22 protein-coding genes are annotated in these 23,370 nt (G+C 68.0%); 1 reads left to right on the forward strand and 21 read right to left on the reverse strand.

What is annotated here, in order from left to right:
* Nucleotides 1-104: 104 nt before the first annotated feature.
* The 12 genes from AC3A35_RS01070 to AC3A35_RS01125 all read right to left on the reverse strand — a co-directional run bounded on the left by AC3A35_RS01070 (nt 105) and on the right by AC3A35_RS01125 (nt 14,536).
* The gene (locus tag AC3A35_RS01070) at nt 105-1,484 is read right to left on the reverse strand and encodes a sulfite reductase subunit alpha (RefSeq protein WP_487433959.1); all 1,380 of its coding nucleotides are present in this window, start codon (nt 1,482-1,484) and stop codon (nt 105-107) included.
* A 26-nt stretch (nt 1,485-1,510) separates the two neighbouring features.
* Complete coding sequence (locus tag AC3A35_RS01075) at nt 1,511-2,314, reverse strand: DUF4198 domain-containing protein (RefSeq protein WP_487433960.1); 804 nt, start codon at nt 2,312-2,314, stop codon at nt 1,511-1,513.
* Between the two features lie 27 nt (nt 2,315-2,341).
* Entirely contained in the window at nt 2,342-2,854 is a 513-nt protein-coding gene (locus AC3A35_RS01080) for a DUF2271 domain-containing protein (RefSeq protein WP_487433961.1), read from the reverse strand.
* 30 nt (nt 2,855-2,884) lie between these two features.
* Complete coding sequence (locus tag AC3A35_RS01085; protein ID WP_487433962.1) at nt 2,885-3,577, reverse strand: PepSY-associated TM helix domain-containing protein; 693 nt, start codon at nt 3,575-3,577, stop codon at nt 2,885-2,887.
* A 230-nt stretch (nt 3,578-3,807) separates the two neighbouring features.
* Nucleotides 3,808-4,911, reverse strand: a complete 1,104-nt coding sequence (locus AC3A35_RS01090; RefSeq protein WP_487433963.1) for an alpha-hydroxy acid oxidase — start codon at nt 4,909-4,911, stop codon at nt 3,808-3,810.
* 11 nt (nt 4,912-4,922) lie between these two features.
* Nucleotides 4,923-6,356, reverse strand: coding sequence for an efflux transporter outer membrane subunit (locus AC3A35_RS01095; protein ID WP_487433964.1), 1,434 nt, complete (start codon nt 6,354-6,356; stop codon nt 4,923-4,925).
* A gap of 4 nt (nt 6,357-6,360) precedes the next feature.
* Nucleotides 6,361-8,331, reverse strand: coding sequence for a MacB family efflux pump subunit (locus tag AC3A35_RS01100; protein ID WP_487433965.1), 1,971 nt, complete (start codon nt 8,329-8,331; stop codon nt 6,361-6,363).
* Nucleotides 8,328-9,620 carry an efflux RND transporter periplasmic adaptor subunit gene (locus AC3A35_RS01105; protein WP_487433966.1) on the reverse strand — a complete coding sequence of 431 codons (1,293 nt, stop codon included), beginning with the start codon at nt 9,618-9,620 and terminating at the stop codon, nt 8,328-8,330. Before AC3A35_RS01105 ends, AC3A35_RS01100 begins: the two co-directional genes overlap by 4 nt.
* A 131-nt stretch (nt 9,621-9,751) precedes the next feature.
* Complete coding sequence (locus AC3A35_RS01110; protein ID WP_487433967.1) at nt 9,752-10,819, reverse strand: DUF1513 domain-containing protein; 1,068 nt, start codon at nt 10,817-10,819, stop codon at nt 9,752-9,754.
* 5 nt (nt 10,820-10,824) lie between these two features.
* Nucleotides 10,825-11,883, reverse strand: a complete 1,059-nt coding sequence (locus tag AC3A35_RS01115) for an imelysin family protein (protein WP_487433968.1) — start codon at nt 11,881-11,883, stop codon at nt 10,825-10,827.
* The gene (locus tag AC3A35_RS01120; protein ID WP_487433969.1) at nt 11,880-13,298 is read right to left on the reverse strand and encodes a di-heme oxidoreductase family protein; all 1,419 of its coding nucleotides are present in this window, start codon (nt 13,296-13,298) and stop codon (nt 11,880-11,882) included. The genes AC3A35_RS01115 and AC3A35_RS01120 overlap by 4 nt, the downstream gene beginning before the upstream one ends.
* Before the next feature lie 74 nt (nt 13,299-13,372).
* The gene (locus AC3A35_RS01125; protein WP_487433970.1) at nt 13,373-14,536 is read right to left on the reverse strand and encodes an imelysin family protein; all 1,164 of its coding nucleotides are present in this window, start codon (nt 14,534-14,536) and stop codon (nt 13,373-13,375) included.
* A 297-nt stretch (nt 14,537-14,833) separates the two neighbouring features.
* On the opposite strand from AC3A35_RS01125, the gene AC3A35_RS01130 reads away from it, so the two are divergent.
* A complete protein-coding gene (locus AC3A35_RS01130) occupies nt 14,834-15,832 on the forward strand; it encodes a cytochrome-c peroxidase (protein ID WP_487433971.1) in 999 nt (332 codons plus the stop codon).
* Nucleotides 15,833-15,917: 85 nt separating this feature from the next.
* On the opposite strand, the gene AC3A35_RS01135 is transcribed toward AC3A35_RS01130, so the two are convergent.
* The 9 genes from AC3A35_RS01135 to AC3A35_RS01175 all read right to left on the reverse strand — a co-directional run bounded on the left by AC3A35_RS01135 (nt 15,918) and on the right by AC3A35_RS01175 (nt 23,351).
* Nucleotides 15,918-16,334, reverse strand: coding sequence for an ExbD/TolR family protein (locus AC3A35_RS01135; protein ID WP_487434696.1), 417 nt, complete (start codon nt 16,332-16,334; stop codon nt 15,918-15,920).
* A complete protein-coding gene (locus tag AC3A35_RS01140) occupies nt 16,334-17,083 on the reverse strand; it encodes a MotA/TolQ/ExbB proton channel family protein (protein ID WP_487433972.1) in 750 nt (249 codons plus the stop codon). The genes AC3A35_RS01135 and AC3A35_RS01140 overlap by 1 nt, the downstream gene beginning before the upstream one ends.
* 2 nt (nt 17,084-17,085) lie before the next feature.
* A complete protein-coding gene (locus AC3A35_RS01145; protein WP_487433973.1) occupies nt 17,086-17,805 on the reverse strand; it encodes an energy transducer TonB in 720 nt (239 codons plus the stop codon).
* 417 nt (nt 17,806-18,222) lie between these two features.
* Nucleotides 18,223-18,702 (reverse strand): bacterioferritin, encoded by a 480-nt coding sequence (gene bfr / locus AC3A35_RS01150; protein WP_487433974.1) that lies wholly within the window; start codon nt 18,700-18,702, stop codon nt 18,223-18,225.
* Complete coding sequence (locus tag AC3A35_RS01155; RefSeq protein WP_487433975.1) at nt 18,699-18,938, reverse strand: (2Fe-2S)-binding protein; 240 nt, start codon at nt 18,936-18,938, stop codon at nt 18,699-18,701. The genes bfr and AC3A35_RS01155 overlap by 4 nt, the downstream gene beginning before the upstream one ends.
* A 40-nt stretch (nt 18,939-18,978) precedes the next feature.
* A complete protein-coding gene (gene hemP, locus AC3A35_RS01160) occupies nt 18,979-19,092 on the reverse strand; it encodes a hemin uptake protein HemP (RefSeq protein ID WP_487433976.1) in 114 nt (37 codons plus the stop codon).
* A 188-nt stretch (nt 19,093-19,280) separates the two neighbouring features.
* On the reverse strand, nt 19,281-19,733 hold the full coding sequence (locus AC3A35_RS01165) for a hypothetical protein (RefSeq protein ID WP_487433977.1): 453 nt from the start codon (nt 19,731-19,733) through the stop codon (nt 19,281-19,283).
* Nucleotides 19,720-20,907, reverse strand: a complete 1,188-nt coding sequence (locus AC3A35_RS01170) for a hypothetical protein (protein ID WP_487433978.1) — start codon at nt 20,905-20,907, stop codon at nt 19,720-19,722. Before AC3A35_RS01170 ends, AC3A35_RS01165 begins: the two co-directional genes overlap by 14 nt.
* Nucleotides 20,904-23,351: an EAL domain-containing protein gene (locus AC3A35_RS01175; RefSeq protein WP_487433979.1), complete on the reverse strand. Its 2,448-nt coding sequence runs from the start codon at nt 23,349-23,351 to the stop codon at nt 20,904-20,906. The genes AC3A35_RS01170 and AC3A35_RS01175 overlap by 4 nt, the downstream gene beginning before the upstream one ends.
* Nucleotides 23,352-23,370: the final 19 nt, after the last annotated feature.

Here is a 23,370-nt window from a genome sequence, read left to right on the forward strand (position 1 = left end):
CGACCGGCGAGGGTTGTCGCCGACGGGATGCGTCCGGTCGCGGGCAGGAGCGCGGCGTTGCGCGCGGGCGACGAGTGCGGCGCCAGACTGCGCCGACGGCGCGCTCAGTACACGTCGCGCCGGTAGCGCCCTTCGCCCAGCAGCCGGTCGCGTAGCTCATCCCCGAGGATCTGGCCGAGTGCCGCATCGACTGCGGTGGCCATGCCGACCGCGTTGCCGCAGACGTAGATTGCGGCGCCGCCGGTGATCCAGTCGCGCACGGTGGCGGCGGCGGCGACGAGGCGGTGCTGCACGTACTGGCGTTCGGGCTGGTCGCGCGAGAACGCGAAATCGGCGCGCACGATCAGGTCGCGGGCGAGCCAGTCGTCGATTTCGTGCCGGTAATAGCGGTCGTGGGCGGCGTTGCGCTCGCCGAAGATCAGCCAGTTGCGCCTGTCACCGGCTGCGGCACGCGCGCGCAGATGGGCGCGCAGGCCGGCGAGCCCGGTGCCGTTGCCGATCAGGATGAGCGGGCGCGTGCGATTGTCGCCGAGGCGGAAGTTGCGGTGCGGGCGCAGCCGCAGCGCAATCGGCTGGTCGAGCGCCGCGCCCACGGTGAGCCAGCCGGAGGCGATGCCGGGGCGGCCGTCGGGCTGGCGTTGCTGGCGGACCAGCAGGTGTATCCGGTCGTCGGCGGGGATCGACGCGATCGAGTATTCGCGGGGGCGCTGCGGATCGCCCGGGGCGCGGACCTGGACCAGGTCGCCCGCCTCCCAGGACGGCAGCCCGGCGCCATCGGCGGGTTCGAGTTCGAGGTGGAAGGTCGGGGCGCCGGCGCTGCCCGGATTCAGGCAGGTGCGGGTGCGGATGCACCATGGGTCGAACCCGGGCGCGCGCCAGTCCGGCAGGTCCGCGGTGCCGGCGATGTGACCGAGGGCGTGCTGCCACTGATGGAGGCCATCGTCGCTCGCGCGGTCGACCTCGATGCGGTCGAACATGCGCTGCGCGCCATTGCCGAGCAGCCAGTCGTCGAGCATGCGGCCGAAGCCGCAGAAGCGGGTGTAGCTGCGGTCGCCCAGCGCCAGCAGGCCGAAGTGCAGGCCATCGAGGGCGACGGTCGAGGTGATCACCCGGCGCGCGAACAGCGCGCCGTTGTCGGGCGGATCGCCCTCGCCACAGGTGGAGACGATGAACAGGGCGCGTTCGGCGGCGGCGAGGCGGGCGGCGTCGAGCCGCCCGAGCTCGCACAGGTCCACGGCCACACCGGCGCTGCGCAGAGCATGGGCGCTGTCCGCCGCGAGCTGCTCGGCGAAGCCGGTCTGACTCGCGTAGGCAAGCAGGATCGCGCCTGCACCGGTGCCGCCTGGCGCCAGCAGCGCGGCCGCGTGGCGGGCGCGTTGCTGACGCCGACGTTGGTGCAACAGGACCGCCGAACACAAGCCGGCATAGGCGCCGACGACCGCCGTCGCGGCCAGCAGGCGGGGAAGTTCGGCGATGATGGGCATGATCCTGGTGCGTGCCGCTGCGGTGCTTACTGCGGCAGCACTTCGAAGGTGGCGACGTAGCCCAGGCGCCGTTCCGTGGCGTGCCTGACCGTGGTCTTGTCGTCCCTGGCGTCGGCGTCGAGCCAGTACATGCCGGCCTGTGGCCACGCCACCGCGAACTTGCCCTCGGCGTCGGTGGTGAGCGAGATCTCCTCGATCTGGTTGCGGTAGCGCGAACCGCCGCGTACGACCTTGACCTCGACCCCGGGCGCCGGTTTGCCGTCGATATCGAAGCGGAAGGTGGCCGCTTCGCCGGCGAAGAGGTCGTTCGGGTGGGTGACCGGCACCAGTTCCAGCCCCTGGCCGGTGGGCTTGATCGGCGTCGGTTTGCCGACGGTGACGAAGGTCTCCAGACGGCTGACGGACTCATTGACGCGCAGCTCCGCAGCCGCGGCCGGGACTTCCCTGGCAAACGCCTCGGCATTGCCGCGGAAGCGCTTGTTCTGGTCGCCTTCCTTCCAGCTCGCCATGATGCCGCTGTTGACCACCGCCAGGCGGTAGGTGCCGGTCTGCGCCAGGTTGAGGTCGAACACCGTGCGCAGCTTGCCGTTCATCAGGTTCTCCGGCGCCACCGCGGTGCCGTCCGGGGCGGTGGCGCTGAAATTGTCGGCCAGTCCGCGCAGGGGCGCATGGTTGTAGTGGAACTTGTCGTTGCCCACCGCGCCGGCGACGGTGATGTAGGCCGCCTTGGACAGCACCGTGGATGAGGGTTCGAGCCATACGTCGTGGGCGTGGGCGGTCGGGAACTGCAGGCTCAGGGCGAGGGCGGCAAGCTTCAGGGTGTATTTCATCGAAAACTCCTCGATCGGGGGAAGGGCTCAGGGTTTCAGTTCGAGGCTCAGGGCGCCCAGTTCATGCTGGCCCAGGGACTTGAGCGTGGCGGCTTGCTGCGGCGGCCACTGGAAGGGAATCGACAGCAGCTCGCGACCACCGGCTTCGCGTGCGGCTTCCACCTGCAGGCGGTAGTTGCCGGCGGCCAGCTTGCCGAGCGGCGAGCTGCCTTCGACCAGACTCAGGCTGTGCATGCCCGGGGCGCGGGTGGCACTGGTGACGCCGTCGATCGGCACCTCCAGTTCGCGTCCGCTGCGCCGCCACCACTGGCGCATGTCCTTGAGCCACTTGGTGCCTTCGCTGTTGCGCTTCTTGTCGTCGTACCAGACGGCGAGGTTGGCGGCGACCGTGCTGTCCGCGCGTTCGATCCATACCGCGAGGTAGGGACGGTGATACTCCGCCACCGGAAGGCGCGGGACTTCGATGTCGAGCTTGAGCCCGGCGGCCGCTGCCGGTGCGGTGAGCAGGGCGCCGAGGGCGAGGGGAAGGAGACGTCGCATGGGGATCTCTCGGGAACGGTTGATGTGCTTTCAATGGATGAAGAGGATGGCCAGCAGCACCGGGATCACCGCGCCGAGGCCGACCATCGGCCATACCAGGGGACGGTTTGCGGCATGCACCTGCAGGATGAACAGCCCGGTGAGGGCGAACACCACACAGGCGACCGAGAACAGGTCGATGAACCAGCGCCATGCGGTGCCGGCGTGGCGACCCTTGTGCAGGTCGTTGAGGTAGGAGATCCAGCCGCGATCGGTATGTTCGTACTCGATGGCGCCATCCGCGAGGTCGATGCGCAGCCAGGCGTCACCACCGGGACGGGGCATGGCGAGATAGGCTTGCTGCGCCGACCATTCGACCTCGCCGGCAGTGGCCGGGATTGCGAGTTCGGCACCCAGCCAGCTCCGCGTCTCCGCGGGCAGCGGCGCCGCGGCGTCAGTGCCCGCAGTCTCGATCAGGTTGGCGAGCAGTGCGGGCGGCAGGCGGCCTTCGACCACCGTGATCACCGGTCTTGCCTCGATCTCGCCGGCATGGTTCAGGGTGATGCCGGTGAACGCGAACAGCAGCATGCCGAGCAGGGACAGCGCGGAGCTGATCCAGTGCCACTGATGCAGGGTCTTCAGCCAGCCGGCGCGGCGCGCGTGCTGCTGGGCGGCGGACGGGCGCGGGATGGGAGGGGCGGGCGCGGCGGCCGTGCGGCGCTGCGGATCGGGGTAGGCGGGCATGGTCAGCGCGCGACAGTGTTTGCCATCGGGACTCGGGTCCTGGAAGTCAAGAAGTCGGTATGGCTGGCTTCCTGGCAGCAGGAGGAGTAGCCGGTGGTGGCTACACTGCAGGTGGCTGGCTGCGGATTCCGGAGAATCAACTAAAAATGATAACTATTCGCAACAAGCGCTGTCAAGCAAGGATGACAACCGTTGTCTTCGTGCCGCGGAGCTCAGGTTCCCGGCAGTGCTCAGCGCAGGATCACGCCCGGATTGATGTCCGCCAGCGTGCGGCAGCCGGTCAGCGCCATCGCTACCTCGAGTTCGTCGCGCAGCAGGCGGATGACATGGGCGACGCCGAGCGGCCCCGCGGCGGCGAGGCCGTATACCCAGGCGCGACCGATCAGCACGGCCTGGGCGCCAAGGGCAATCGCCTTGACGATGTCGGTGCCGCGGCAGATGCCGCCGTCGACCAGCACGGTGAGTCTGCCGCCCAGCGCATCGGCGATCGGTGGCAGCGCGTCCAGCGCTGCGGGCAGGGTGTCGAGGGTGCGGCCACCATGATTGGACACGATGATGCCGTCGACACCGGCGGCCAGCGCCCGGGTCGCGTCGCGGGCGCTGGTGATGCCCTTCAGGATCAGCGGCAGGCGGGTGGCCGCGCGTAGGGCCTCGATGTCGCCCCAGCTCGGGGCATGCGCCATCAAGCCGTCGAATACTGCGCTCTGGCCTGCTGCCAGCCTGATCGGCGGCGCGGGTGGCATGCCGTGCAGGTTGACCGCTTCGATCCCGGAGGGGAGATGGAATCCGGCGCGCTGCTCGCGGTTGCGGATGCCCGCCACGGGCGCGTCGACCGTCACCACCAGGGCCTGGTAGCCAGCGGCTTCGGCGCGCCGCACCAATTCCATGGTAAAGCCGCGGTCGGGCTGGACGTAGAGCTGGAACCACAGCGGCGCCTGCGCGTAGCGCGCAATGTCTTCCAGGCGGACGCTGGCCAGGGTGCTGACCACCATGCCGGCCTCCATCGCTGCCGCGGCCTGGACGGTGGCGAGTTCGCCGTCCGGATGGGCGAGCTTCTGGTAGGCCACCGGCGCGAGCAGGATGGGATGTGCGAACGCCTGGCCGAACAGTTCGAGCCGGGTATGGGCGCCGCGCACGTCGGCCAGCACCCGTCCTTCGAGGCGCAGGCGGTCGAAGGCGGCGCGGTTGTCGCGCCAGCTGAGTTCGTCCGCGGCGCCGCTGGCAATATAGGCCCAAGCGTTGGCGTCGACACGGGCGCGGGCGTAGGCCTCGTAGTCGGCTACCGCGGCGATCTCGCGCGGAATCGCAGTCAGGCGTGGGGCCAGGGTGCTCATCTATGGCGTGTTCAGTTCGTGGTTGCCGGTGCCGCGGCGCCGGGCATCTGCCAGCCGCCGCCCAGTGCCCGGTACAGGCCGACCGCGTCGCCCAGTCGTGCCTGGCGCAACTGGGCGAGCTGGTCCTGGGTGGAGAACAGCGTGCGCTGGGCGTCGAGCACGCTGAGCAGGTCGTCGGCACCCTCGCGGTAGCGCAGTTCGGCCAGGCGCAGCGTGCGTTCGGCCTGCGCCAGGATCTGGCGCTGGGCGGCTTCCTGGTTGGCGTCGCGGGTGGTGTTGCCGAGCGCGTCTTCGACTTCCTTGAGCGCGGTGAGGATGGCCTTGCGGTAGCTCTCCACCAGTTCGCGCTGGCGCGAGCGCGAGATGTCGACCTGGGCGCGCAGGCGGCCGCCGTCGAAGATGCTCTGCACGATCGACGCCGACAGCGACAGGCTGGTCGACGGGTCGGCGAGCGACAGCAGGACGTCGCTGGCAACGCCCCCGGCGGCGGACAGGCTGAAGCGGGGCAACAGTTCGGCGCGGGCCGCGGCAATGTCGGCCGACGCGGCGCTGAGGCCGGCTTCGGCGCTGGCGAGATCGGGCCGGCGTAGCAGCAGTTCGGCCGGCAGGCCGGGGCTGACAGCGGGAATCGCCAGGGCATCGATGCGCTCGCGCTCGAACGGCAGATCCTGCGGATTGCGCCCGAGCAGGATCGCCAGTGCCGAGCGCGTCTGGCGGGCCTGCACTTCGAGCGGTTCGATTGCGGCGCGTTGCGACAGCACCGTGGTCAGCTGCCGGCTGACGTCGAGCGCCGAGGCCACGCCGTTGCGAAAGCGGATCTCGACCACGCGCAGCACGCGTTCGGCGATTGCCAGATTCTGGCGCGCGATGTCGAGCCGTTCCTGCACCGTGAGCAGCAGGAAATAGGTGGTGGCCACGCTGGCTGCCATCGACAGCCGGGCGGCGTCATGATCGAAGCGGGTCGCGGCAAGACTGGCGCTGGCGCTGTCGACAGTGGCCGCCACCCGTCCCCACAGGTCGAGTTCGTAGCTGGCGGTGAGGTTCAGCGCCGACGACTTGCGTTCGCTCACCGCGCTGCTGCCGCCCTCGCCGTTGTCGCTGCGACTCCAGCCGCTGTTGCCGCCGAGGCTGAGGCCGGGAAACAGCGAGGCGCTGGTGGTGCGCAATGCAAGTTCGGCCTGGATCACGCGTTCGGCCTGGATCCGCAGGTCCGGGCTCGCGCTCATGGCTTCGGTCACCAGCGCATCGAGGCGGGGCGAGTTGAACTGCTGCCACCATGGGTCGGACGAGATCGCCGGGCCGACGGTCGTCGCTGCCTGGGCTTCCGCCCAGCTTGCGGGCAGGGTCATGTCCGGGCGGGCGACCGGCTCGGTGATGGCGCAGGCGGCGAGGCCGAGCGCAAGCAGCGCGGGAAGCAGCGGTCGGAGGGAAAAATGGGTGCTCATGCGTTCATTCCGAGGCCAGCGCGACCACCGGGTCGAGGCGCGCGGCCTTGCGTGCCGGCAGGTAGCCAAAGATCAGCCCGGTGGCGAAGGCGCAGCCGAAGGCGAGCACGACCGGGGCGAGCGAGTATTTGATCGGGGTGTCGAAGGTGGCGATGATGGCCGCCGAGCCGAGCCCGACCGCGACCCCGATCGCGCCGCCGAGGGCGGACACCACCAGGGCTTCGATCAGGAACTGCTGCAGGATGTTCTTCATCCGCGCACCGGTCGCCATGCGGATGCCGATCTCGCGGGTGCGCTCGGTGACCGACACCAGCATGATGTTCATCACCCCGATGCCGCCGACCAGCAGCGAGATCGCCGCCACCGTGCCGAGCAGGACGGTGAGCGTGTTCTGGGTGGCCGACACGGTGTCGATGATCGAGGCCATGTTGCGGATCTGGAAGTCCTCGGTGCCGTGGCGGGCGGCCAGCAGGGTCCGCACCGCCTCCTGGGTGTCGTCGATGACGGTCACGTCCGCCACCGCCACGGTGACGTTGCGCAAGTGGCGCTGGCCGGTGATGCGCAGGCTGCCGGTGGTGAACGGAACGAAGATCACGTCGTCCCGGTCCTGGCCCCACGAGGTGGCGCCCTTGCCGGCCATGACTCCGATCACCTGGAACGGGATGTTGTTGACCAGCACGTATTGGCCGATCGGATCGGCACCGGCGAAGAGCGCCCGCGCCACCGTCTGCCCCAGCACGGCCACGGTGGCGTAGCGACTGACATCCTCGGCGCTGAAGAAGGTGCCGCTGGCCACGTCCCAGGTGCGGGCCACGATGTACGCGTCCGAGGTGGCATTGATCTCGGTGCGGTGGTCGCTGCCGCCGACGCGCGCGGTGATGGTGCTCGATTGCTCGGGAACGGCTGCACGGATGTTCGGCAGTTCGCGGATCGCGCTCACGTCGTCCGGTATCAGGGTCGCCACCGTGCCGCGTCCGCGCTGGTTGGGGGCGCCCGGTCGGATGGTGAGCAGGTCGGTGCCCATTGCGCTGATCTGGTCCACCACCTTCTGCTTCGCTCCATCGCCGATTGCCAGCATCGCGATCACCGAGGCGACCCCGATCACGATGCCCAGCAGCGTCAGCACCGAGCGGAACAGGTTGCTGCGCAAGGCGCGCAACGCGGTGCGGGTGGCCTCGATGACGTCCGACATCGAAGAGGTTCGATCCAGATGCGGGGCGAAGTCGGGTTCCGGGCCCTCGGGCCGATGCGGACCGGGGTCGGACACGATGCGGCCGTCGCGGATCTCGATCACGCGGTGCGCCAGTTCGGCCACTTCCCGGGCATGGGTGATGAGGACGATGGTGTGACCTTCAGCGGAGAGCTGGCGCAGCAGCTTCATGACATCCTCGCCGCTCTTGCTGTCGAGCGCGCCGGTCGGTTCGTCGGCGAGGATGATGCGGCCGCCGTTCATCAGCGCACGGGCGATCGACACCCGCTGCTGTTGGCCGCCGGACAGCTGGTTGGGCCGGTGATGGCCGCGTTCGGCGAGCCCGAGGGTGGCGAGCAGCGCTTCGGCGCGGGCATGGCGCTCGGCTGGCGGCATGCCGGAATAGACCGCGGGTACTTCGACGTTTTCGCGCGCAGTGGCGCTGCCGATCAGGTTGTAGCTCTGGAACACGAAGCCGAAGGCTTCGCGCCGCAGACGGGCGAGTTCGTCGCGGTCGAGGCCGGCCACGTCCTCGCCCATGAAGCGATAGGTGCCGGAACTCGGCCGGTCGAGGCAGCCGAGAATGTTCATCAGCGTGGACTTGCCCGAGCCGGATGCCCCCATGATGGCGACGAATTCCCCCGGGTAGATCTCGAGGTCGATGCCGTGCAGCACCCGGGTCTCGATCTCGCCATTGACGAAGCTGCGGGTGATGCCGCTGAGCTCGATCAGGGGCTCGACGATCGCCTTGCCGGCGACGGCAGCGGAGAATGCTTCGCGTTTCATAGGCGGGGGCGGGGGGGCGTGGGTCCGGACGCGCGCACGGCTCCGTTGCCGACCGCCAGCCCGGAAGCGACCATGTCGCCTTCTTCGAGGCCGGACAGCACCTGCGCCTGAACACGGTTGCTGACCCCGATCGTGATCGTGCGCTCTTGCAGCGTGTTGGCGGCGGTGAGCACTTTCACCGTGGCCTCGTGCGCGCGCTGCTCGCCAGGCTGGCCTCCGTCGGCGCGCGGGCGACGGCCCTCGCGCGGGCGGGCTCCGGCGGTGTCACCCGCGCCGGCTGCGGGCTGGGTGCGGGGGCGGCTGGCGACCGTCAGCGCGCCCATCGGGATCTGCAGCACGTCCCGGGCCTGGGCGATGATGAAGTACACCTGCGCAGTCATCTGCGTCATCAGGCGGGCGTCGGTATTCGGCACGTCGAACAGCGCGTTGTAGAGCACCACGTTGTTGGTCACGGTGGGGGTGGGCTCGACCTTGTCGAGCTTGCCATACCAGCGCTTGCCCTGGCCGCCCAGGGTGGTGAAGTAGGCCTCCATGCCGAGTTTCAGGCGGCTGACGTCGGCTTCCGAGACCTGGGTCTGCACCGTCATCACGGACAGGTCGGCCACGCGCAGGATGACCGGGGCGGACTGGTTGGTGTTCAGGGTCTGGCCCTGACGCGCGGTGATCGAAACCACGGTGCCGGCCATCGGCGACAGGATGCGGGCGTACTGCAGGTTGGCTTCGTCGGCACGCAACGAGGATTCGTTCTGCTCGATTTGGGCACGCAGCGCTTCGAGCGAGGCTTCGGCGGACTTGAGCGAGGCTTCGGCGATCTGCAAGGTTTCGGTGGTGGTGGCGTCCTCGGCCATCAGCGCGGTCTGGCGCCGCAGCTGGATCTGCGCCAGCAGCAGCTGGCTCTCGCGGTCCTTGAGCTGGGCACGCAGGTTGCGCAGTTGCGCGCGTGCGGCATCGACCCGGGACAGATAGACGGTGGGGTCGATCTCGGCGAGCAGGTCACCGGCCTTCACCACCGTTCCCACCTCGACATGGATCTTCTTCAACTGCCCCGACACCTGAGCGCCGACATCCACGTAGTCGCGCGGCTGCAAGGTGCCGGTGGCGGTGACCACATCCTCGATGTCGCCGCGCTGCACGGCGGCGAACTGGAGCCCGGCAGCCGGGTCGCCGTTGCCGAACAGCGTCGGCCAGACCAGCCAGCTGCCCGCGGCGAGCACGGCCACGCCGGCCACGATCAGAACGGAACGTTTCCAGCCGTGTTGCGGGCGGCGGGGCGCGGGAATGGGGGGCATCGGGTGGCTCGGTAAGCGTTGAACGGGAACAGGTTATGGAGCGCAAGCATAATCGAGCCGGTGCGCCACCTGTGTATCGTATTGCAGCGCGACATGCGCGCAGCGGAAGCAAACGCCGGGACGGGGAACGCTCAGCCGCGGCGGACAATTGCCAGGTGGTTGTCCCAGCGCACGCCGGGCGCTTCGGTCACGGGCGTGAGCCGGCCGTTGTCGGGGTCGAGGCGGGCGATGGTGCCGAGCTCGTTGCTGACCAGGACCTGGCGGTCCACCGTGGCAAGTCCGGCCGGGCGACGCAGGCCGGTTTCGCGCAGCAGTTCGCCCTGGCTGTTCCACTGCGCGATCGTATCGCCGTGAAGTGCGGTGACCAGCAGGCGGTTGCCGAGCGCAGCGATGCTCGCCCCGTACCCGCCGAGTCCGGGCGGGGCCTCGGCCAGACGCAATTTGCCGTCGCGCAGGATGGCGAGCAGGGGCGCATCGTCGATCTCGCGGCCGTCGGGCGACTCGGCCTGGATCGCGATCCCCAGCGTGCCGTCGGCGCAACGGGCGAGGTGGCGCAGCGACAAGCTGCGGTCGTCGAGGATGTGTTCCTGCAGCAGGCGGCCGGAGGGCATCCCGAGGAGGACGACCGCGGGCTCCATGTGTTCGAGGTTGAGCTTCAGACGACCGGTTTCGGGCAAGGTCAGGATGCCGCCGTTGGCGACCGCCAGGACCTTGCCGGGGTCGAGCCACAGGAGCTCATGGGGGCCGATGCCGTGGGTCGGGAGTTCGCCGAGCCGGGTCAGGCTCGCGCTGTCGTAGATCCCGATCAGGCCCTGCCCGGTGGTAATGTCATTCTCGGTCGCAAACAGGCTGCGGCCATCCGGCGACAGCACCGCGTGACCGAAGAAGTGGCGATCCGGGGCCGCCGCGGTGGCGGCGAGCACGCGTCCGCTGCGCCAGTCCACCCGCCACATCCAGTACCCGGGGCGGCGCGCGACGAGGATGAGCTGATGCCCCGCCGGCGATGGCAGCGGAAGCATGCCGTGGCCGCGACCGGGGGTGCGCAGGGCGGTGCCATCGACGGCGGTGAAGAAGGGCCCGTTGGCATCCGCGGCTGCGGCCAGAAGGATCTCGGTCCCGCGCTGTGCCGGCACGCGTGGCATGGCCGGCCGCGGCAGGGCGAGGCAGCCGAGCCCGGCGAGGAATTGGCGGCGCCGCATGGGGCTCAGTCGCCGTCGTTGTCGTTGAAGCCCAGCACCACGCCGAGGGGCGCGGCGACATCGCGCTCCATCGCGGCCTTGAGTGCGGCCACGGCCGCGCTGAAACGCTGGCGGGCAGCATCGGCGGCAGGGGCGTCCACTCGTGCGGGCAGGGCTTGCCATGCCTTGCGGGCGCGGTCGAGCGCGGCGTCGACCCGGTCCACCGCGTCGTGATGACCCTGACGTGCCATCCACGCCGCCAGGCTCGCGTCTGCCCGGGGGCTGGCGTCGATGGTGCCCGACCACGCCTGGGCAAAGCCTTCGAGCTGGGCGCCGATCGCGGCACGGGTCGCGCCCGAGCGCCAGTCCGGCCAGGCTTCGCGCCGGGCGTCGCGGACCTTGGGGAAGCGGCTCAGCGCACCGTCCAGGCCGGAGATCATCAGGCCGATGTTCTCCGCGAGCAGGTTGCGGCGCGGCAGATCGGTCTCGCCACCGAGCCGCTCGAGCTGTTGCTGCCAGCCGGTGTCGACGGCACGCACGTCGGCTGCGAGCAGGGCTGCAGTGGCGCTGGCGTAGGCACAGCGGACGGGCTGGCGCAGGCGTTCGAGAGGATCCGGCGCGGCGTCGCCGAACAGGAGGTATTCGAGGGTGCCGAGGCCGCGGACCGCCACGTTGTTCGGGCCGGGGCCGTCGCCGCGGGCGATGCGGGTCTCCACGTCGCGCACGCGGGCGGGGCGGAAGTCGATCATGCGGCCGGTGCGTGCGATCACGGTCGGCGCGGCACCGGCGCCGTCCACCCGGCGCCAGGCGAGAAAGACGGTCGCCCAACGGCCTTGCACTGCGTCCAGACCTGCCGCGTCCGGGGCGGCACAGAAGCGGGTGGTGGCCGCTTCGAGGTCCTCGGCCGCGCGGACCAGGCGCCGATGGCGATCGACGTAGCCGTGCTCGGTCCATGCCCGTGCGAACGCACGGTCGGGGACGATCGGAGCGGGCGCCTCCGCGGCAGCCGCGGCGGCTGCCATCAGCGGCGCGAACAGCAGGGCGAGCAGGACGTTCGGGGTCGCAGGCACGGCGGGCGGACTCACAGGGACTCGAGGAAGCGGATCAGCGCAGTGCGATCCGATCGGGGCAGGGTGCGGAAGAACTCGCGGCTGGCCTCCGCCTCTCCGCCGTGCCACAGGACCGCTTCGGCGAAGTTGCGCGCACGGCCGTCGTGCAGCAGGGTGCCGTGACCGTTGACGGTGGGAACCAGACCGAGCCCCCACAGCGGAGGTGTGCGCCACTGGCGGCCATCGGCATCGAAGTCGGGGCGACCGTCGGCCAGGCCTTCACCCATGTCGTGCACCAGCAGGTCGGTGTACGGCCAGATTGTCTGGCCGGCAAACTGAGGAACATCCGGATGGGGCCCCGTTGTGTGTCCCGGTACATGGCAGCTCGCGCACTGGCCGGCGTGGAACAGGGCCTCGCCGCGCAGGACCTGCGGTGCATCGGGTTGGCGCCGCGTGGGCACGGCAAGGGTCTGGGTGTAGAAGATGACCTGACCGAGACGGCGGTCGTCGATTTCGGGTGTGCCGCCGGCAATGGCCGCAAGACAGTCGGCTTGCGTCGGCGTGCAGTCCTGCTCGGGAAAAAGGCGCGAGGTGATGCCGATGTCGCCATGGAAGGCCCCCGCACTCTGGTGGGCCACGCTGGCGACATTGGCCTTCCATCCGAAGCGGCCGACGAGCATGCGCCCGGCGGCGGCATCCCAGACCCGGTTGGGCCGGCCGGCGATGCCCCTGCCCTCGGCCTTCTGGCGCTCGGCATGGGCGAGGATGTCCGCCTCGGGGATCGCTTCGAGCAAGCCGAGGCCGATGACCTGGGGCGCGATGCGGGGCGAGATCAGGGTTGCCGGATGGAGGTCACCATAGCCGAGTCCGGTCAGCGTATAGGTCGGCTTGCGCAGCGAGTAGGTTTCGCCGTCGGCATAACTGCCCGCGATCTCCTGGTAGCGGATGTCGACCCGGCCTTCGGGGGTGACACCGGGAGTGGCGTCGTTGTTGAACTGGCCGCCGTAGGTCGGTTCCGGGCGCGGGCCGCCGCGCGCATCCCGGCCGGGGATCGACAGCCGCATCAGCAGCGCCATCGGTTGCTCGACGTTGCGCCCATCCGCGATCTCCGGGGGCGCGCCGCGGCCGTCGAGCGCATGACAGGCTCCGCAGGAGCGGGCGATGAAGTGGGGGCCGAGGCCGTCGCGGGCGGTGGTGGACGCGGGCGCCGCCACCCAGGCCTTCTTGAAAAAGGAGTTGCCGATGACGAAGGTGGTCTTCTGCGCGTCACTGAGGCCGGGGGCCGGCAGCGAGAATGCGTTCCTGCCGTGGTCGTCGATCATGGCGACGTGGCCGCCGGGCAGGTGGCCGGACGCTGTCGGTTCGGCCGCGGTGGACACGGCCAGCAGGGCGATCAGGCTCAGCAGGCGGACGGGGGGACGCCGGGTGCAAGGCAGGGAGGGGAAGGTCATTCGGGATTCCTGGCGCGACCCGGCGCCGAGGGCTCCGGGTCTGGCTGGAGCGGTAGGACGGTGCCGGACGGCGATCAGACGCTGGTGTTGAGACGGGTGATGCCCAGTGCGCGGGCGGCCTCGACCAGACCGTCGGTCTGCTTCTTGAGGGCGTCGATCACCGCCTGGACGCGCTTGCGGCCCGGGCTATCGTCGTTGCCGACGATCTCGCGGTCGAAGGGCGCCTGGATCGACTCGGCCAGGCCCACGCTTGCGGCGATGTCGGTGCTCACGGTGCTTGCGACCCCCGGATTCTTTGCCGCGACCAGCTCTTTCAGGCTGGCGCCTTCGACCGTGCGGCCATCACGCGCCCGGTAGCGGCCTTCCCATACGTTAAGAATGCCACGGGCATTGGCGACGATGTCGCGATGGGTGTTGTCGGAGAAGCAGGAGTGTTCGTCTTCCTGGTCCTGGGTGTCCATCGCAACCTCCATCCGCTCGCCGGCGAGCTCGCCGCGCGACAGGGTGCCGAGGCCGGTGAGGATGCGCTGGATGCCTTGTTCACCGCTGGCGACGAAGCGCGCACGATAGTTCTTGCCCTTCGGGGCCCAGGCCCTGGCCACGCCTTCGAGTTCATTGACCAGCATGTCGGTGGTGGTAACGAGGTAGATCCGGCGCCGGTCCGCGTTCGGCGCCTGGCCGTCGACGTAGTCGGCGTATTCGCGCGCGCCCGGACCGGTGTCCGACCGGTCCTGGCCCCACAGCAGAAACTCGATCGCATGCCAGCCGGTGGCGACATTCTCCTCGCCGCCACGTTCGTTGAGCACGGCAAGACGCTTGGCCGTGATCTTGTCCTTGCGGTCGTTGATGATGCCGGCAGTGGGATTGCCGTCGACACGGTCGATATAGGCCTCGTCCAGTGGCCAGGCGTTGATCAGCCCCTCGGGGCCATTATCGCCGTCGATCGGCCCGCCATAGAAGCGGAAGGCCTCGGTCTGGCCATACCACTCGCGCGCTTCCAGCCAGGCCCTGCGTGCTTGCTCGAGGCCGTCGGCGGAGGGGGCCGCGACGAAGGCCCGAACGGCGTCTCTCAGCTCGCGGACGCTCGACACCGTGTCGGCATAGGCCGTCCCGACCAGTTCGGCATAGTTCTCGAGGACCGCCCGGTTGGTGGGGGCGGCGGCCTGGGTCGGGGTGGCAAGGAGCGCCATGCATGCGAGTGTCGCGACGCGGGCTGAGGCAATCAGGGTGTTAAGCATGGGGGCACTGGAGTATTGGGTGTGCAAATGCTAATGATTTGCGTTTGTATGTCAACGATTTCGAGGGGCAGTGCGAGCAGGCTGTCATCCGAAACCCGTATCCGTTCCCCCGGTTCGGGCCGCAGGTACGCGGCGATGGAGTTGACAACGGCATGTGCGTTTGTCCTTTTCATGATCCAGATCAAAAAATTGATTCCGCATCGGGCGCTCAATCCTGCTTCAAGCTTGGACGCCGTCTACGTCGGTCTAGTGGCAGCGGCGATCGAGTCGAATTTTACGTAAGGCAAGGAGAGCGACATGAACATGAAGGCGATCGGCATCACGATGGCATTGGCTGTGGCCGGCAGTTCCTGGGCGGCAACGGTGCGGGACGAACCCATCCAGCCCTTGCAGGCGGCCAGGGTCACCAACCCGGGCAAGGTCGAACTGGGCAAGAAGCTGTTCTTCGATCCGCGCCTGTCACGCTCCGGGTTCATCTCGTGCAACTCCTGTCACAACCTGTCGATGGGCGGTTCCGACAATCTCAAGACTTCGATCGGCCACCACTGGCAGGAAGGTCCGATCAACTCGCCGACGGTGCTGAACTCCAGTCTTGCGGTGGCACAGTTCTGGGACGGCCGCGCGGCGACCCTCAAGGAGCAGGCCGGCGGTCCGATCGCCAACCCGGGCGAAATGGCGTTCACCCACGATCTTGCGATCGACGTGTTGCAGTCGATCCCGGGCTATGTGGCGGAGTTCAAGTCGGTGTACGGTTCGAGCCGGGTCGACATCGACAAGGTGACATCGGCGATTGCCGCCTTCGAGGAGACGCTGGTTACCCCGAACGCTGCGTTCGACCAATGGCTCGAGGGTGACGACAAGGCGCTCAACACGCGCGAACTGGCCGGCTACAAGCTGTTCAAGGACAGCGGCTGTGTCGCCTGCCACAACGGACCGGCAGTGGGTGGGACCTCATTCCAGAAAATGGGCGTGGTCGAGCCGTACAAGACGGCGAGCGGTGCCGAAGGCCGTGCGGGCGTGACCGGCAAGGACGAGGACCGTTTCAACTTCAAGGTGCCGACCCTGCGCAATGTCGAGCTCACCTATCCGTACTTCCACGACGGTCAGGCGCAGACGCTGGAACAGGCGGTGGATGTTATGGGCAGGCTGCAACTCGGGCGCAAGTACTCGCAGGAAGAAATCGGCGACATCGTTGCCTTCCTGAAGACGCTGACCGGCGACCAGCCCTCGTTCACGATGCCGCTGCTGCCGCCCTCGTCGAACACGACCCCGCCGCCGACGCCGTTCGACAAGTAAGCAGGCCGACGCGCCGGCTGCTACCGCGCGTGATCCGGCAGCGGGCTGGAACCGAGGCGGTCGGGCCGCCGCGTGGCGTCCGGAGCTACTCGGTGGGGACGGTGATGAACCCCATCTTCTCGATTCCCGCTTCCCGCGCGGCAGACATCACCTCGGCCAGTTTCTGGTAACGGGTGTTGTGGTCGGCGCGCAGATGGAGTTCGGGCTGCGGGGTCCGTGCGGCGGCCTCGCGCAGGCGGGATCTCAACACGTCCTCCGCCAGGGCCTCGTTGTTCCAGTACATTCTCCCGTCCGCATCGAGTGCGAGTGCGACCGTTTCCGGCTTCTCGACGTTGGGCTGACTGGCCGCCTTGGGGAGGTCGATCTTGACCGAGTGGGTCAGCAGCGGGGCGGTGATCATGAACACGATCAACAGCACCAGCATCACGTCGATCAGCGGAACCATGTTGATCTCGCTGGTCGGCATGCGTTCGTTGCCCTGACTGAAGCCGCCGAAGGCCATCACGCAGTCTCCGGCGAAGCCAGGCGTACCGCGGCCTGCCCACCATTGCCGTGTGCTTCGAGCGGGGCAATGCGGGCGCCGGTCGAGAACCAGGCGTGGAGGTCATGGGCGAACGCGTCCAGCTCGGACAGCTCCACCCGGTTTGCGCGGGTGAAGGCGTTGTAGGCCAGTACTGCCGGAATGGCGACGAACAGGCCGAAGGCGGTCATGATCAGGGCTTCGCCCACCGGGCCGGCGACCTTGTCCAGTGTGGCCTGGCCGGAAACCGAGATGTTCACCAGCGCATGGTAGATACCCCACACGGTCCCGAACAGCCCGACGAAGGGCGCGGTGGAGCCGATCGAGGCCAGCATGGTGAGGCCCGATTCAAGCCTGGAAGTCGACATCGCGATCGACTTGCGCAGCGCGCGGGTCACGAACTCGTCGGCGTCGAGTGTGCCGCCCAGCGTTTCGCGATTGCCGTGCTGGCGCAGATGGTCGGTTGCCGCCGCGCCCTGGCGGGCGAGTTGCTCGAAGGGGGTGTCCGGCGCTCGTTCGCGCAGGCGCTGCAGGCCTGCGTTCAGGTTTGGCGCGGCCCAGAAGGCATCCACCGCATCCTCGCTGCGGCGTGCGCGCACCTGACGCAGCGTGCGAACCAGGATCAGGTACCAGCTGGTGATCGACATCAGCAGCAGGATGGCGGCGACCGCCCGGATGACGAAATCGGACTGCGTCCACAAGTGGGCAAGACCGAAGGCTTGGGTTTCCATGCTCAGTTTCCTTCGAGTTTGAATATGATCGGGACCAGCACGGAGGCTTCGATCGCGCGCTCGCCCTGGCGCGCGGGAACGAAGCGCCAGCGCCGGACGGCATTGCGCGCGGCATCATCGAGGCGTTCGGAGCCCGAACTGCGCGCGACCTCGATGCTGCCCGGCAGTCCGTCCGTCGTGACCAGCACACGTAGCATGACCTTGCCTTCCTCGCGCATCCTTCGCGACAGCGGCGGATAGGCCGGGGCGGGATTGTTGAGGTAGTCGGCGTCGAAACGGGCGGCGACGACCGCTGCTGGTGCCGGTGCCGCCGGGGCGGGGGGAGCCGCAGCGGGCGCCGGTGCGGGTGCAGCCGGCGGCGGCTCGGCGATGGCGGGGGCCGGCTCGGGCTCGCTGCTGGCGAGGGCGGTGGCGGACGGGGTAAGCACCGGCTCCGCCGGCTTGGCCGGGGCGGCCTTGGGCGGCGGGGGCTTGCGCACCGGCCGCGGTTTCGGCGGCGGAGGCTTCTGGACTTGCTCCGGCGGCTTCGGCGGCGTGGGCTTCTGCACTTGCTCCGGTGGCTTCGGCGCAGGCGGCGGCGGCGCTTCCGGCTGGGGCGGTGCCTCGAGCGGGATGAACGAGATCTCGATCGGACGGATCTCCGGCTCGATCGTGACCCGGGGACCGAAATGAATCATCGCCAGCAGTCCGGCTGCGTGCAGTGCCACGACCAGGACCGCCACGCCACGCCGCTCCCAGCCCCGCGCAGGCGTCTGGCCGGTAGCGTCGACGACGGTTTGCGCGTCAGCTCGAAGTGGGGCTGTCGGGGAAGGGCTGTCCATGAACGTGGAGCTTGGCAGCGGGAGTGCGTTGGATGCAGCGTGCATTGTGAGGGGGAAGTCGGAACCAGTGCCAGTCGGGTTGTCAGGATCTCGGTGCAACTTGCTGGTGCAGCCGCGCTACGCCGTGCTAACCCGTCGTCGGGCCGATGGCTGCATACATCAATAACGCTGCGATTGTGACATAGACGACAAAGCGCCCGGTCTGGCGCGCCGGACGCTGAGGGGTGTGGAGTGCAGAGTCGGAATACTGTGGAGGTGGAACGAAGCGCATGATCGATAGTCCTTGTCACATGACGCGCGGCCTGCCCCCGGCGCCGTTCACGATGCGGAGTGATCCATCTGGGATTGCAGGTAGTTCTGCAGACCCACCTTGTCGACCAGTTCGAGCTGTGTTTCGAGATAGTCGATGTGTTCTTCCGTGTCTTCGAGGATGTGTTCGAACAACTCGCGCGACACGTAGTCCTTACAGGACTCACAGTAGGCAACGGCTTCGATCAGCGCGGTGCGTCCGCCGAGCTCGAGCTTGAGGTCGCCCTGCAGGCATTCGGGCACGTTCTCGCCGATCAGCAGCTTGTCCAGATTCTGCAGGTTCGGCAGGCCTTCCAGGAACAGTACGCGTTCGATCAGCTTGTCCGCGTGCTTCATTTCCTCGATCGACTCTTCGTATTCGTGCTTGCCCAGCTTGCCCAGGCCCCAGTTCTTGTACATGCGCGCATGCAGGAAATACTGGTTGATCGCGGTCAGCTCGATCGTCAGCTGCTTGTTCAAAAGCTGGATGACTTTCTTGTCGCCTTTCATATGGCCTCCACAGCGATTGGGAACGAGGTGCGCGGACCCCTGGGGGGCGTCGCGGTGCAGTCCGTTGCCGACTCGCCGAGCGCGGCGCGCAGACAATCGCGCGCGCACACCGCGCAGCGGCCGCATTCGGCCGTGACTCCGAGTTCCTCGCGCAGGTGGCGCAGGGTGGAGAGGCCGTTGCGGACTGCTTCGTCGATGTGGCGCTCGGTCACTGCGTTGCAGACACAGACATACATAGTTTAGCCTCGTCGCTCAATTTTTCCGCTTCATGGCGGTCTATTTGGTCAGGATCAGCTTGCCGGCGCGGGTGGCGCGCAGGATGTAGTTCACGCCGTCGTGGTCGATGGTGACGCTGGGTTTGCCCCCGAGCAACTGGCTGCTCACAATCACGTGTCCGCGCTCTGCGTCACATGCAAGAACCGAGCCTTGCTCCTCCGTCCGCATGGCGGCAGGAGGAGGGCTGGTGCTTTCGGAGATCGGCTCGCTCATCGGGATACTTGCACGAATAAGAATGATTTGCATTAAACCAGAGGGTCAAAGCTGCGTCAATGGTTTTTCCGCGTGTGTGCAGCGCCGGGTCAGGGCAGCCGGATGAGGGACTGGACGCGGTTGTCGAGGAGGTTCGCGGGCAGGTAGCCGATCGTTCCCGGCGTGGTGGCGATCCAGTTGATGGCCTGTTCCGCGCTTACGGCTTCGCGCGGCGGCTTTGCCCTGCCGGTGAATACCTGCCGCGACCAGTAGGCGCGAGTCTGGATCGGATTCTTGCCGGTGAGCAGAAAATACATCCGGTCGCGCGTATGGCCTGCGGGCAGGTCGATCAAGGCCACCGGCGTGCCATCGGCCAGTGTCGTCTTGCGCCCGAGGTAGAGTTGTTCGGCCTCGTCACGGGTAAGCGCGGCGATCGGGCCGCCCCGCGCACCGACAAGGTGGACCTCCGCGATGTCGTCGGCGTGCGCGACGAATCCTGGCCCTGCAAACAGGAAGGGCCAGACGAGGAGAAGGAACTGACGCCGTCGTTTAGAAGGTGACATCGAGCGAAACACCCAGCATGTTCACTGAACGGTTGCGCAGGTCGGTGGTGGCCGGATCGCCCCGCGGGAAGAAACTGCCCCAGCTGTGACTCGTGGTCTGAATGTGACTGAGTTCGACCTTCAGCGCGGCGTCGCGGCGAAAGTCCCAGCGCGTGCCGAGGGTGATGCTGCGCTGGGCCGAATTGCGCGACACGAGGAAGCCATCGAGGAAGGCATCGAGTGGCGGTGGAAGCGTCGCCTTGGCGACCGGGCGGTCCTCGGTGTGACGAGCGAGGGTCAGATAGGGCATCAGGTTGTCGAAATGGCGGCCGACGGTAAAGTGCCAGCCATGTGCGCTGTTGACGTAACGCCGGACCTCGCGCCGCGCATACTCGCCGATCACGAGCCAGTCGCCGTCGTCCCACTGGAAGCCCACCGCGCTGAAGGCCGCGTAGCTGTCATCGCCGGACAGTTCCCGGTTGACTTCGGGCGGCATCACGCTCGTCATCAGCGTGAAGTTGGGATCGCCCCAGCGCAGGTCCAGGTCCGATTCGCCGTGTCCGGCGAAGAGGGTCAGGTGCTCGGTGGTCACGGTCAGGTTGACCCCGATCAGCCGGTCGAGCCGTCCCCGCCCATCGCGGTGGATGGGGATGCGGCTACGGCCGAAGTAAGGGTGGACCTCGAGGTCTGCGGAGCCGATCCGGGTGCGGAACAGGAAGTCGATACCGTCGAGATCGGAGAACGGATTCAGGCCATAGACCTCGACTGGCGGACGGATCCATGGGTTGGCGTAGTTGATGTCGAGCGAATCCGACAGCATGAAGAACGGAATACGCAGGCGCCCGGCCCGGACGGTCAGCTCCGGCGCGAGACTATGGCTGAGAAAGGCGAGGCTCGCGCGCGGGTTGTAGTCGCCCAAGGGGCTTTCCCTGCTCAATACTTGGGCGACCAGCGCAGTCCGGGGTGAAAACACCAGATTGCCCTGGATGCCCACGACCGTGTCCGGGCCGAAGTCGGGGGTTTCCGCACCGGGATGGTCGAGTCCGACGCGGATGAAGCGGATGTCCGACTGGCTGACCGCGACCATTCCCACTGTGCCGAACCCGGAGATTTGCAGGCTCGGCTGCTCCGCCCGGAGCGTCGATGCACCCATCAGCAGGAATGCGGCACCGAGTGCCAGCATGCGTCTGGTCATGAAGATTTTTCCTTGGGGCTGGGAGTGAGGAGTAGCGCGGCGGCTTCGGCCGACACCGGTCGCGAGAACAGGTAGCCCTGTCCGAAGTCGCATCCCATGGTGGCAAGTGTCGCTGCCTGCTCCTCGGTTTCAATACACTCGGCGACCACCGACATGCCAAGGTCGTGGGCCAGTTCGATGCTGCGGCGGACGATGGCGCGCAGGCGCAGGTCGTGGGTGATGGCCCCGACGAAGCTGCCGTCCAGTTTGAGGACATCGCACGGGATCGTGTGCAGGTAACTGAGCGCCGAGTATCCGGTGCCGAAGTCGTCGATCAGGACCTTGATCCCGGCATTGCGCAGCCGCTGCAGGGTGGCGATTGCGGGGCCGTCGGGGCGCGCGAGCACGCTCTCGGTGACCTCGAAACGAAGCTGGCCCGGTTCCAGGCCATGGGCGTGAACGGTGGCAATCAGTTCATCGGCGAGGCCGGGACGGGAAAGCTGTCGAGCCGAGAGATTGACGCTGACCGGCGGGGTCGGAGCACCGTTCCCGCGCTGCTGCCAGCGGCGGATGTCCTCGCAGGTTCGGCGCAGCACGACGAGGCCGAGTTCGTGGATCAGGTCGAGCGTTTCCGCCAGCGGAATGAACTGGGACGGCGGCAGCATGCCGTGCACCGGATGCTGCCAGCGTACCAACGCCTCGAAGCTGACAATCGCGCGGCCGACGAGGCCCACGATCGGCTGATAGTGCACGCTCAGGGCGCCGGTGGTGAGGGCGCTGCGCAGGTCGATCTCAAGCTGCAGCGTGTTGAGCGCGAGGGTGTGCATCGACGCGTGAAAGACTTCGACCGATCCGCTTTCCGACTGGCGCGCCATCTGCAGCGCGTTGTCGGCATCGCGCAGCAGGGCTTCGGCGTCGTTGCGTTCGTTGTCGCTCATTGCCAGGCCGATGCGGCACTTCGGATGAAGGGTTCGGCCCGCGCCCACGCTGTCGAAAGCGGGCAATTCCAGCAGCGTCTCGGCCGTGCGCAAGGCCTCGGTCGTGTCCGCGATGCCGTTGAGCAGCACCGCAAACTGGTCGCCGCCGACGCGCGCCGCGAGATCGCCGGCGCGGAGCGAGGCGACGATGTGGTTGGCCACGCTGCGCAGCAGATGGTCGCCAGCGGCGTGCCCATAGCTGTCATTGACCAGATGGAAACGTTCGAGGTTGACGGCGAGCACCGCAAAGCGATAGGCGTCGTCCCGCCGTTGTTGGCCAAGCGCCAGACGCACGTGCTCGATGAACAGCGCCCGGTTGGGGAGTCCGGTGAGGCCGTCGTGGAGGGCGTCGTGCAGCAACTGCTGTTCGGCGCGTTTGCGCAGATGGACGTCGCTGATCGAGCCTGCCATCCGCGTGGCCCGTCCCCTGGCGTCGCGTTGCGCCACGCCGCGGGTCATGATCCAGCGGTAGCTGTCGTCGGGCTGACGGATGCGGTGTTCGAGCATGAACTGCGGCTTGTCGCCCTTGAGGTGCTCCACCATGCGTGCCCGATAGCCGGGCGCATCGTCCGGGTGCAGCCGCTCGGTGAACGGCGTGGCGTCGGTGTCGGTGGTGCCGGGTGGCAGCCCGACCAGTTCGCAGAAGCGGGGGGAGAAGTAGGTCCGGTTGTTGGTGATGTCCCAGTCCCACAGGCCATCGTTGGCACCCCGAATCGCAAGGGCGTAGCGCTCCTCGCTCGCCTCCAGGCGATCGGCGGTCTGCTGCAGTTCGGAGACCCGCTGCTGCAGGGTCGAAGCCATGATGTTGAAATGGTGGGCGAGACGCGCGAGCTCATCCTCGCCCTCGTCGGGCAGCCGGTGGCTGAGGAACCCTTCGGTAATCGCCTTGCTGCCCGCGAGCAGGCTGGCGAGCTTGTTGCTGAGGAGGTAGCCGATACCGGAGAGGAGCACGAAGGTGATGACGATCTCGATGAGCGCAATCAGCACGCCCTGTTCGATGATCGCACGCCGTGCGGCCGCCAGTACCGAGACCGACACCCCGAACTGGAGGAAACCGACTTCGTTGCGCGGGAGCAGCAGCGGTCGTCGGACATGGATGACCGCGTGGTCGAGGAGGGGCCCGAGTCCCTTGCCGAGTTCCGCCGTTGCGGGCGGAAGCGTTTTCATGGCGGGCTGGCCGGCACTCAGCAGCAGTACGCCGTCGGCGCTGCCGATGCGGACATAAACCAGTCCTTCGCTGGAGTCGGTCAGCAGTTCTCCCAGGGTGTCCTGCAAGGTGCCGTAGTTCTGCAGTTCGCCGTATGCGGTGGCCATCGCATGCAGCATGCTTGCATTCTGGTTGATCAGGGTGCTAAGGCTGGCGGTGGAGGCGTCGTTCATCAGGCGCACGCTGTTGGCCAGCAGCAGACTCAACAGTACGACCTGGACCGCCGTGCTGGCGAGCAGCAGGCGTGCCCGTATCGAACTGTTCCGGAAAGGCATGCGCATGAAGTGTGCTCGGGTCGTG

The sequence above is a fragment of the Azoarcus sp. Soil_N_20 genome, assembly GCF_057656155.1.

Coding starts and splice junctions, on each gene's coding strand:
- AC3A35_RS01070 (WP_487433959.1), bottom strand. CDS start 1,484: ATGCCCATCATCGCCGAACTTCCCCGCCTGCTGGCCGCGACGGCGGTC.
- AC3A35_RS01075 (WP_487433960.1), bottom strand. CDS start 2,314: ATGAAATACACCCTGAAGCTTGCCGCCCTCGCCCTGAGCCTGCAGTTC.
- AC3A35_RS01080 (WP_487433961.1), bottom strand. CDS start 2,854: ATGCGACGTCTCCTTCCCCTCGCCCTCGGCGCCCTGCTCACCGCACCG.
- AC3A35_RS01085 (WP_487433962.1), bottom strand. CDS start 3,577: ATGCCCGCCTACCCCGATCCGCAGCGCCGCACGGCCGCCGCGCCCGCC.
- AC3A35_RS01090 (WP_487433963.1), bottom strand. CDS start 4,911: ATGAGCACCCTGGCCCCACGCCTGACTGCGATTCCGCGCGAGATCGCC.
- AC3A35_RS01095 (WP_487433964.1), bottom strand. CDS start 6,356: ATGAGCACCCATTTTTCCCTCCGACCGCTGCTTCCCGCGCTGCTTGCG.
- AC3A35_RS01100 (WP_487433965.1), bottom strand. CDS start 8,331: ATGAAACGCGAAGCATTCTCCGCTGCCGTCGCCGGCAAGGCGATCGTC.
- AC3A35_RS01105 (WP_487433966.1), bottom strand. CDS start 9,620: ATGCCCCCCATTCCCGCGCCCCGCCGCCCGCAACACGGCTGGAAACGT.
- AC3A35_RS01110 (WP_487433967.1), bottom strand. CDS start 10,819: ATGCGGCGCCGCCAATTCCTCGCCGGGCTCGGCTGCCTCGCCCTGCCG.
- AC3A35_RS01120 (WP_487433969.1), bottom strand. CDS start 13,298: ATGACCTTCCCCTCCCTGCCTTGCACCCGGCGTCCCCCCGTCCGCCTG.
- AC3A35_RS01125 (WP_487433970.1), bottom strand. CDS start 14,536: ATGCTTAACACCCTGATTGCCTCAGCCCGCGTCGCGACACTCGCATGC.
- AC3A35_RS01130 (WP_487433971.1), top strand. CDS start 14,834: ATGAACATGAAGGCGATCGGCATCACGATGGCATTGGCTGTGGCCGGC.
- AC3A35_RS01135 (WP_487434696.1), bottom strand. CDS start 16,334: ATGGCCTTCGGCGGCTTCAGTCAGGGCAACGAACGCATGCCGACCAGC.
- AC3A35_RS01140 (WP_487433972.1), bottom strand. CDS start 17,083: ATGGAAACCCAAGCCTTCGGTCTTGCCCACTTGTGGACGCAGTCCGAT.
- bfr (WP_487433974.1), bottom strand. CDS start 18,702: ATGAAAGGCGACAAGAAAGTCATCCAGCTTTTGAACAAGCAGCTGACG.
- AC3A35_RS01155 (WP_487433975.1), bottom strand. CDS start 18,938: ATGTATGTCTGTGTCTGCAACGCAGTGACCGAGCGCCACATCGACGAA.
- AC3A35_RS01165 (WP_487433977.1), bottom strand. CDS start 19,733: ATGTCACCTTCTAAACGACGGCGTCAGTTCCTTCTCCTCGTCTGGCCC.
- AC3A35_RS01170 (WP_487433978.1), bottom strand. CDS start 20,907: ATGACCAGACGCATGCTGGCACTCGGTGCCGCATTCCTGCTGATGGGT.
- AC3A35_RS01175 (WP_487433979.1), bottom strand. CDS start 23,351: ATGCGCATGCCTTTCCGGAACAGTTCGATACGGGCACGCCTGCTGCTC.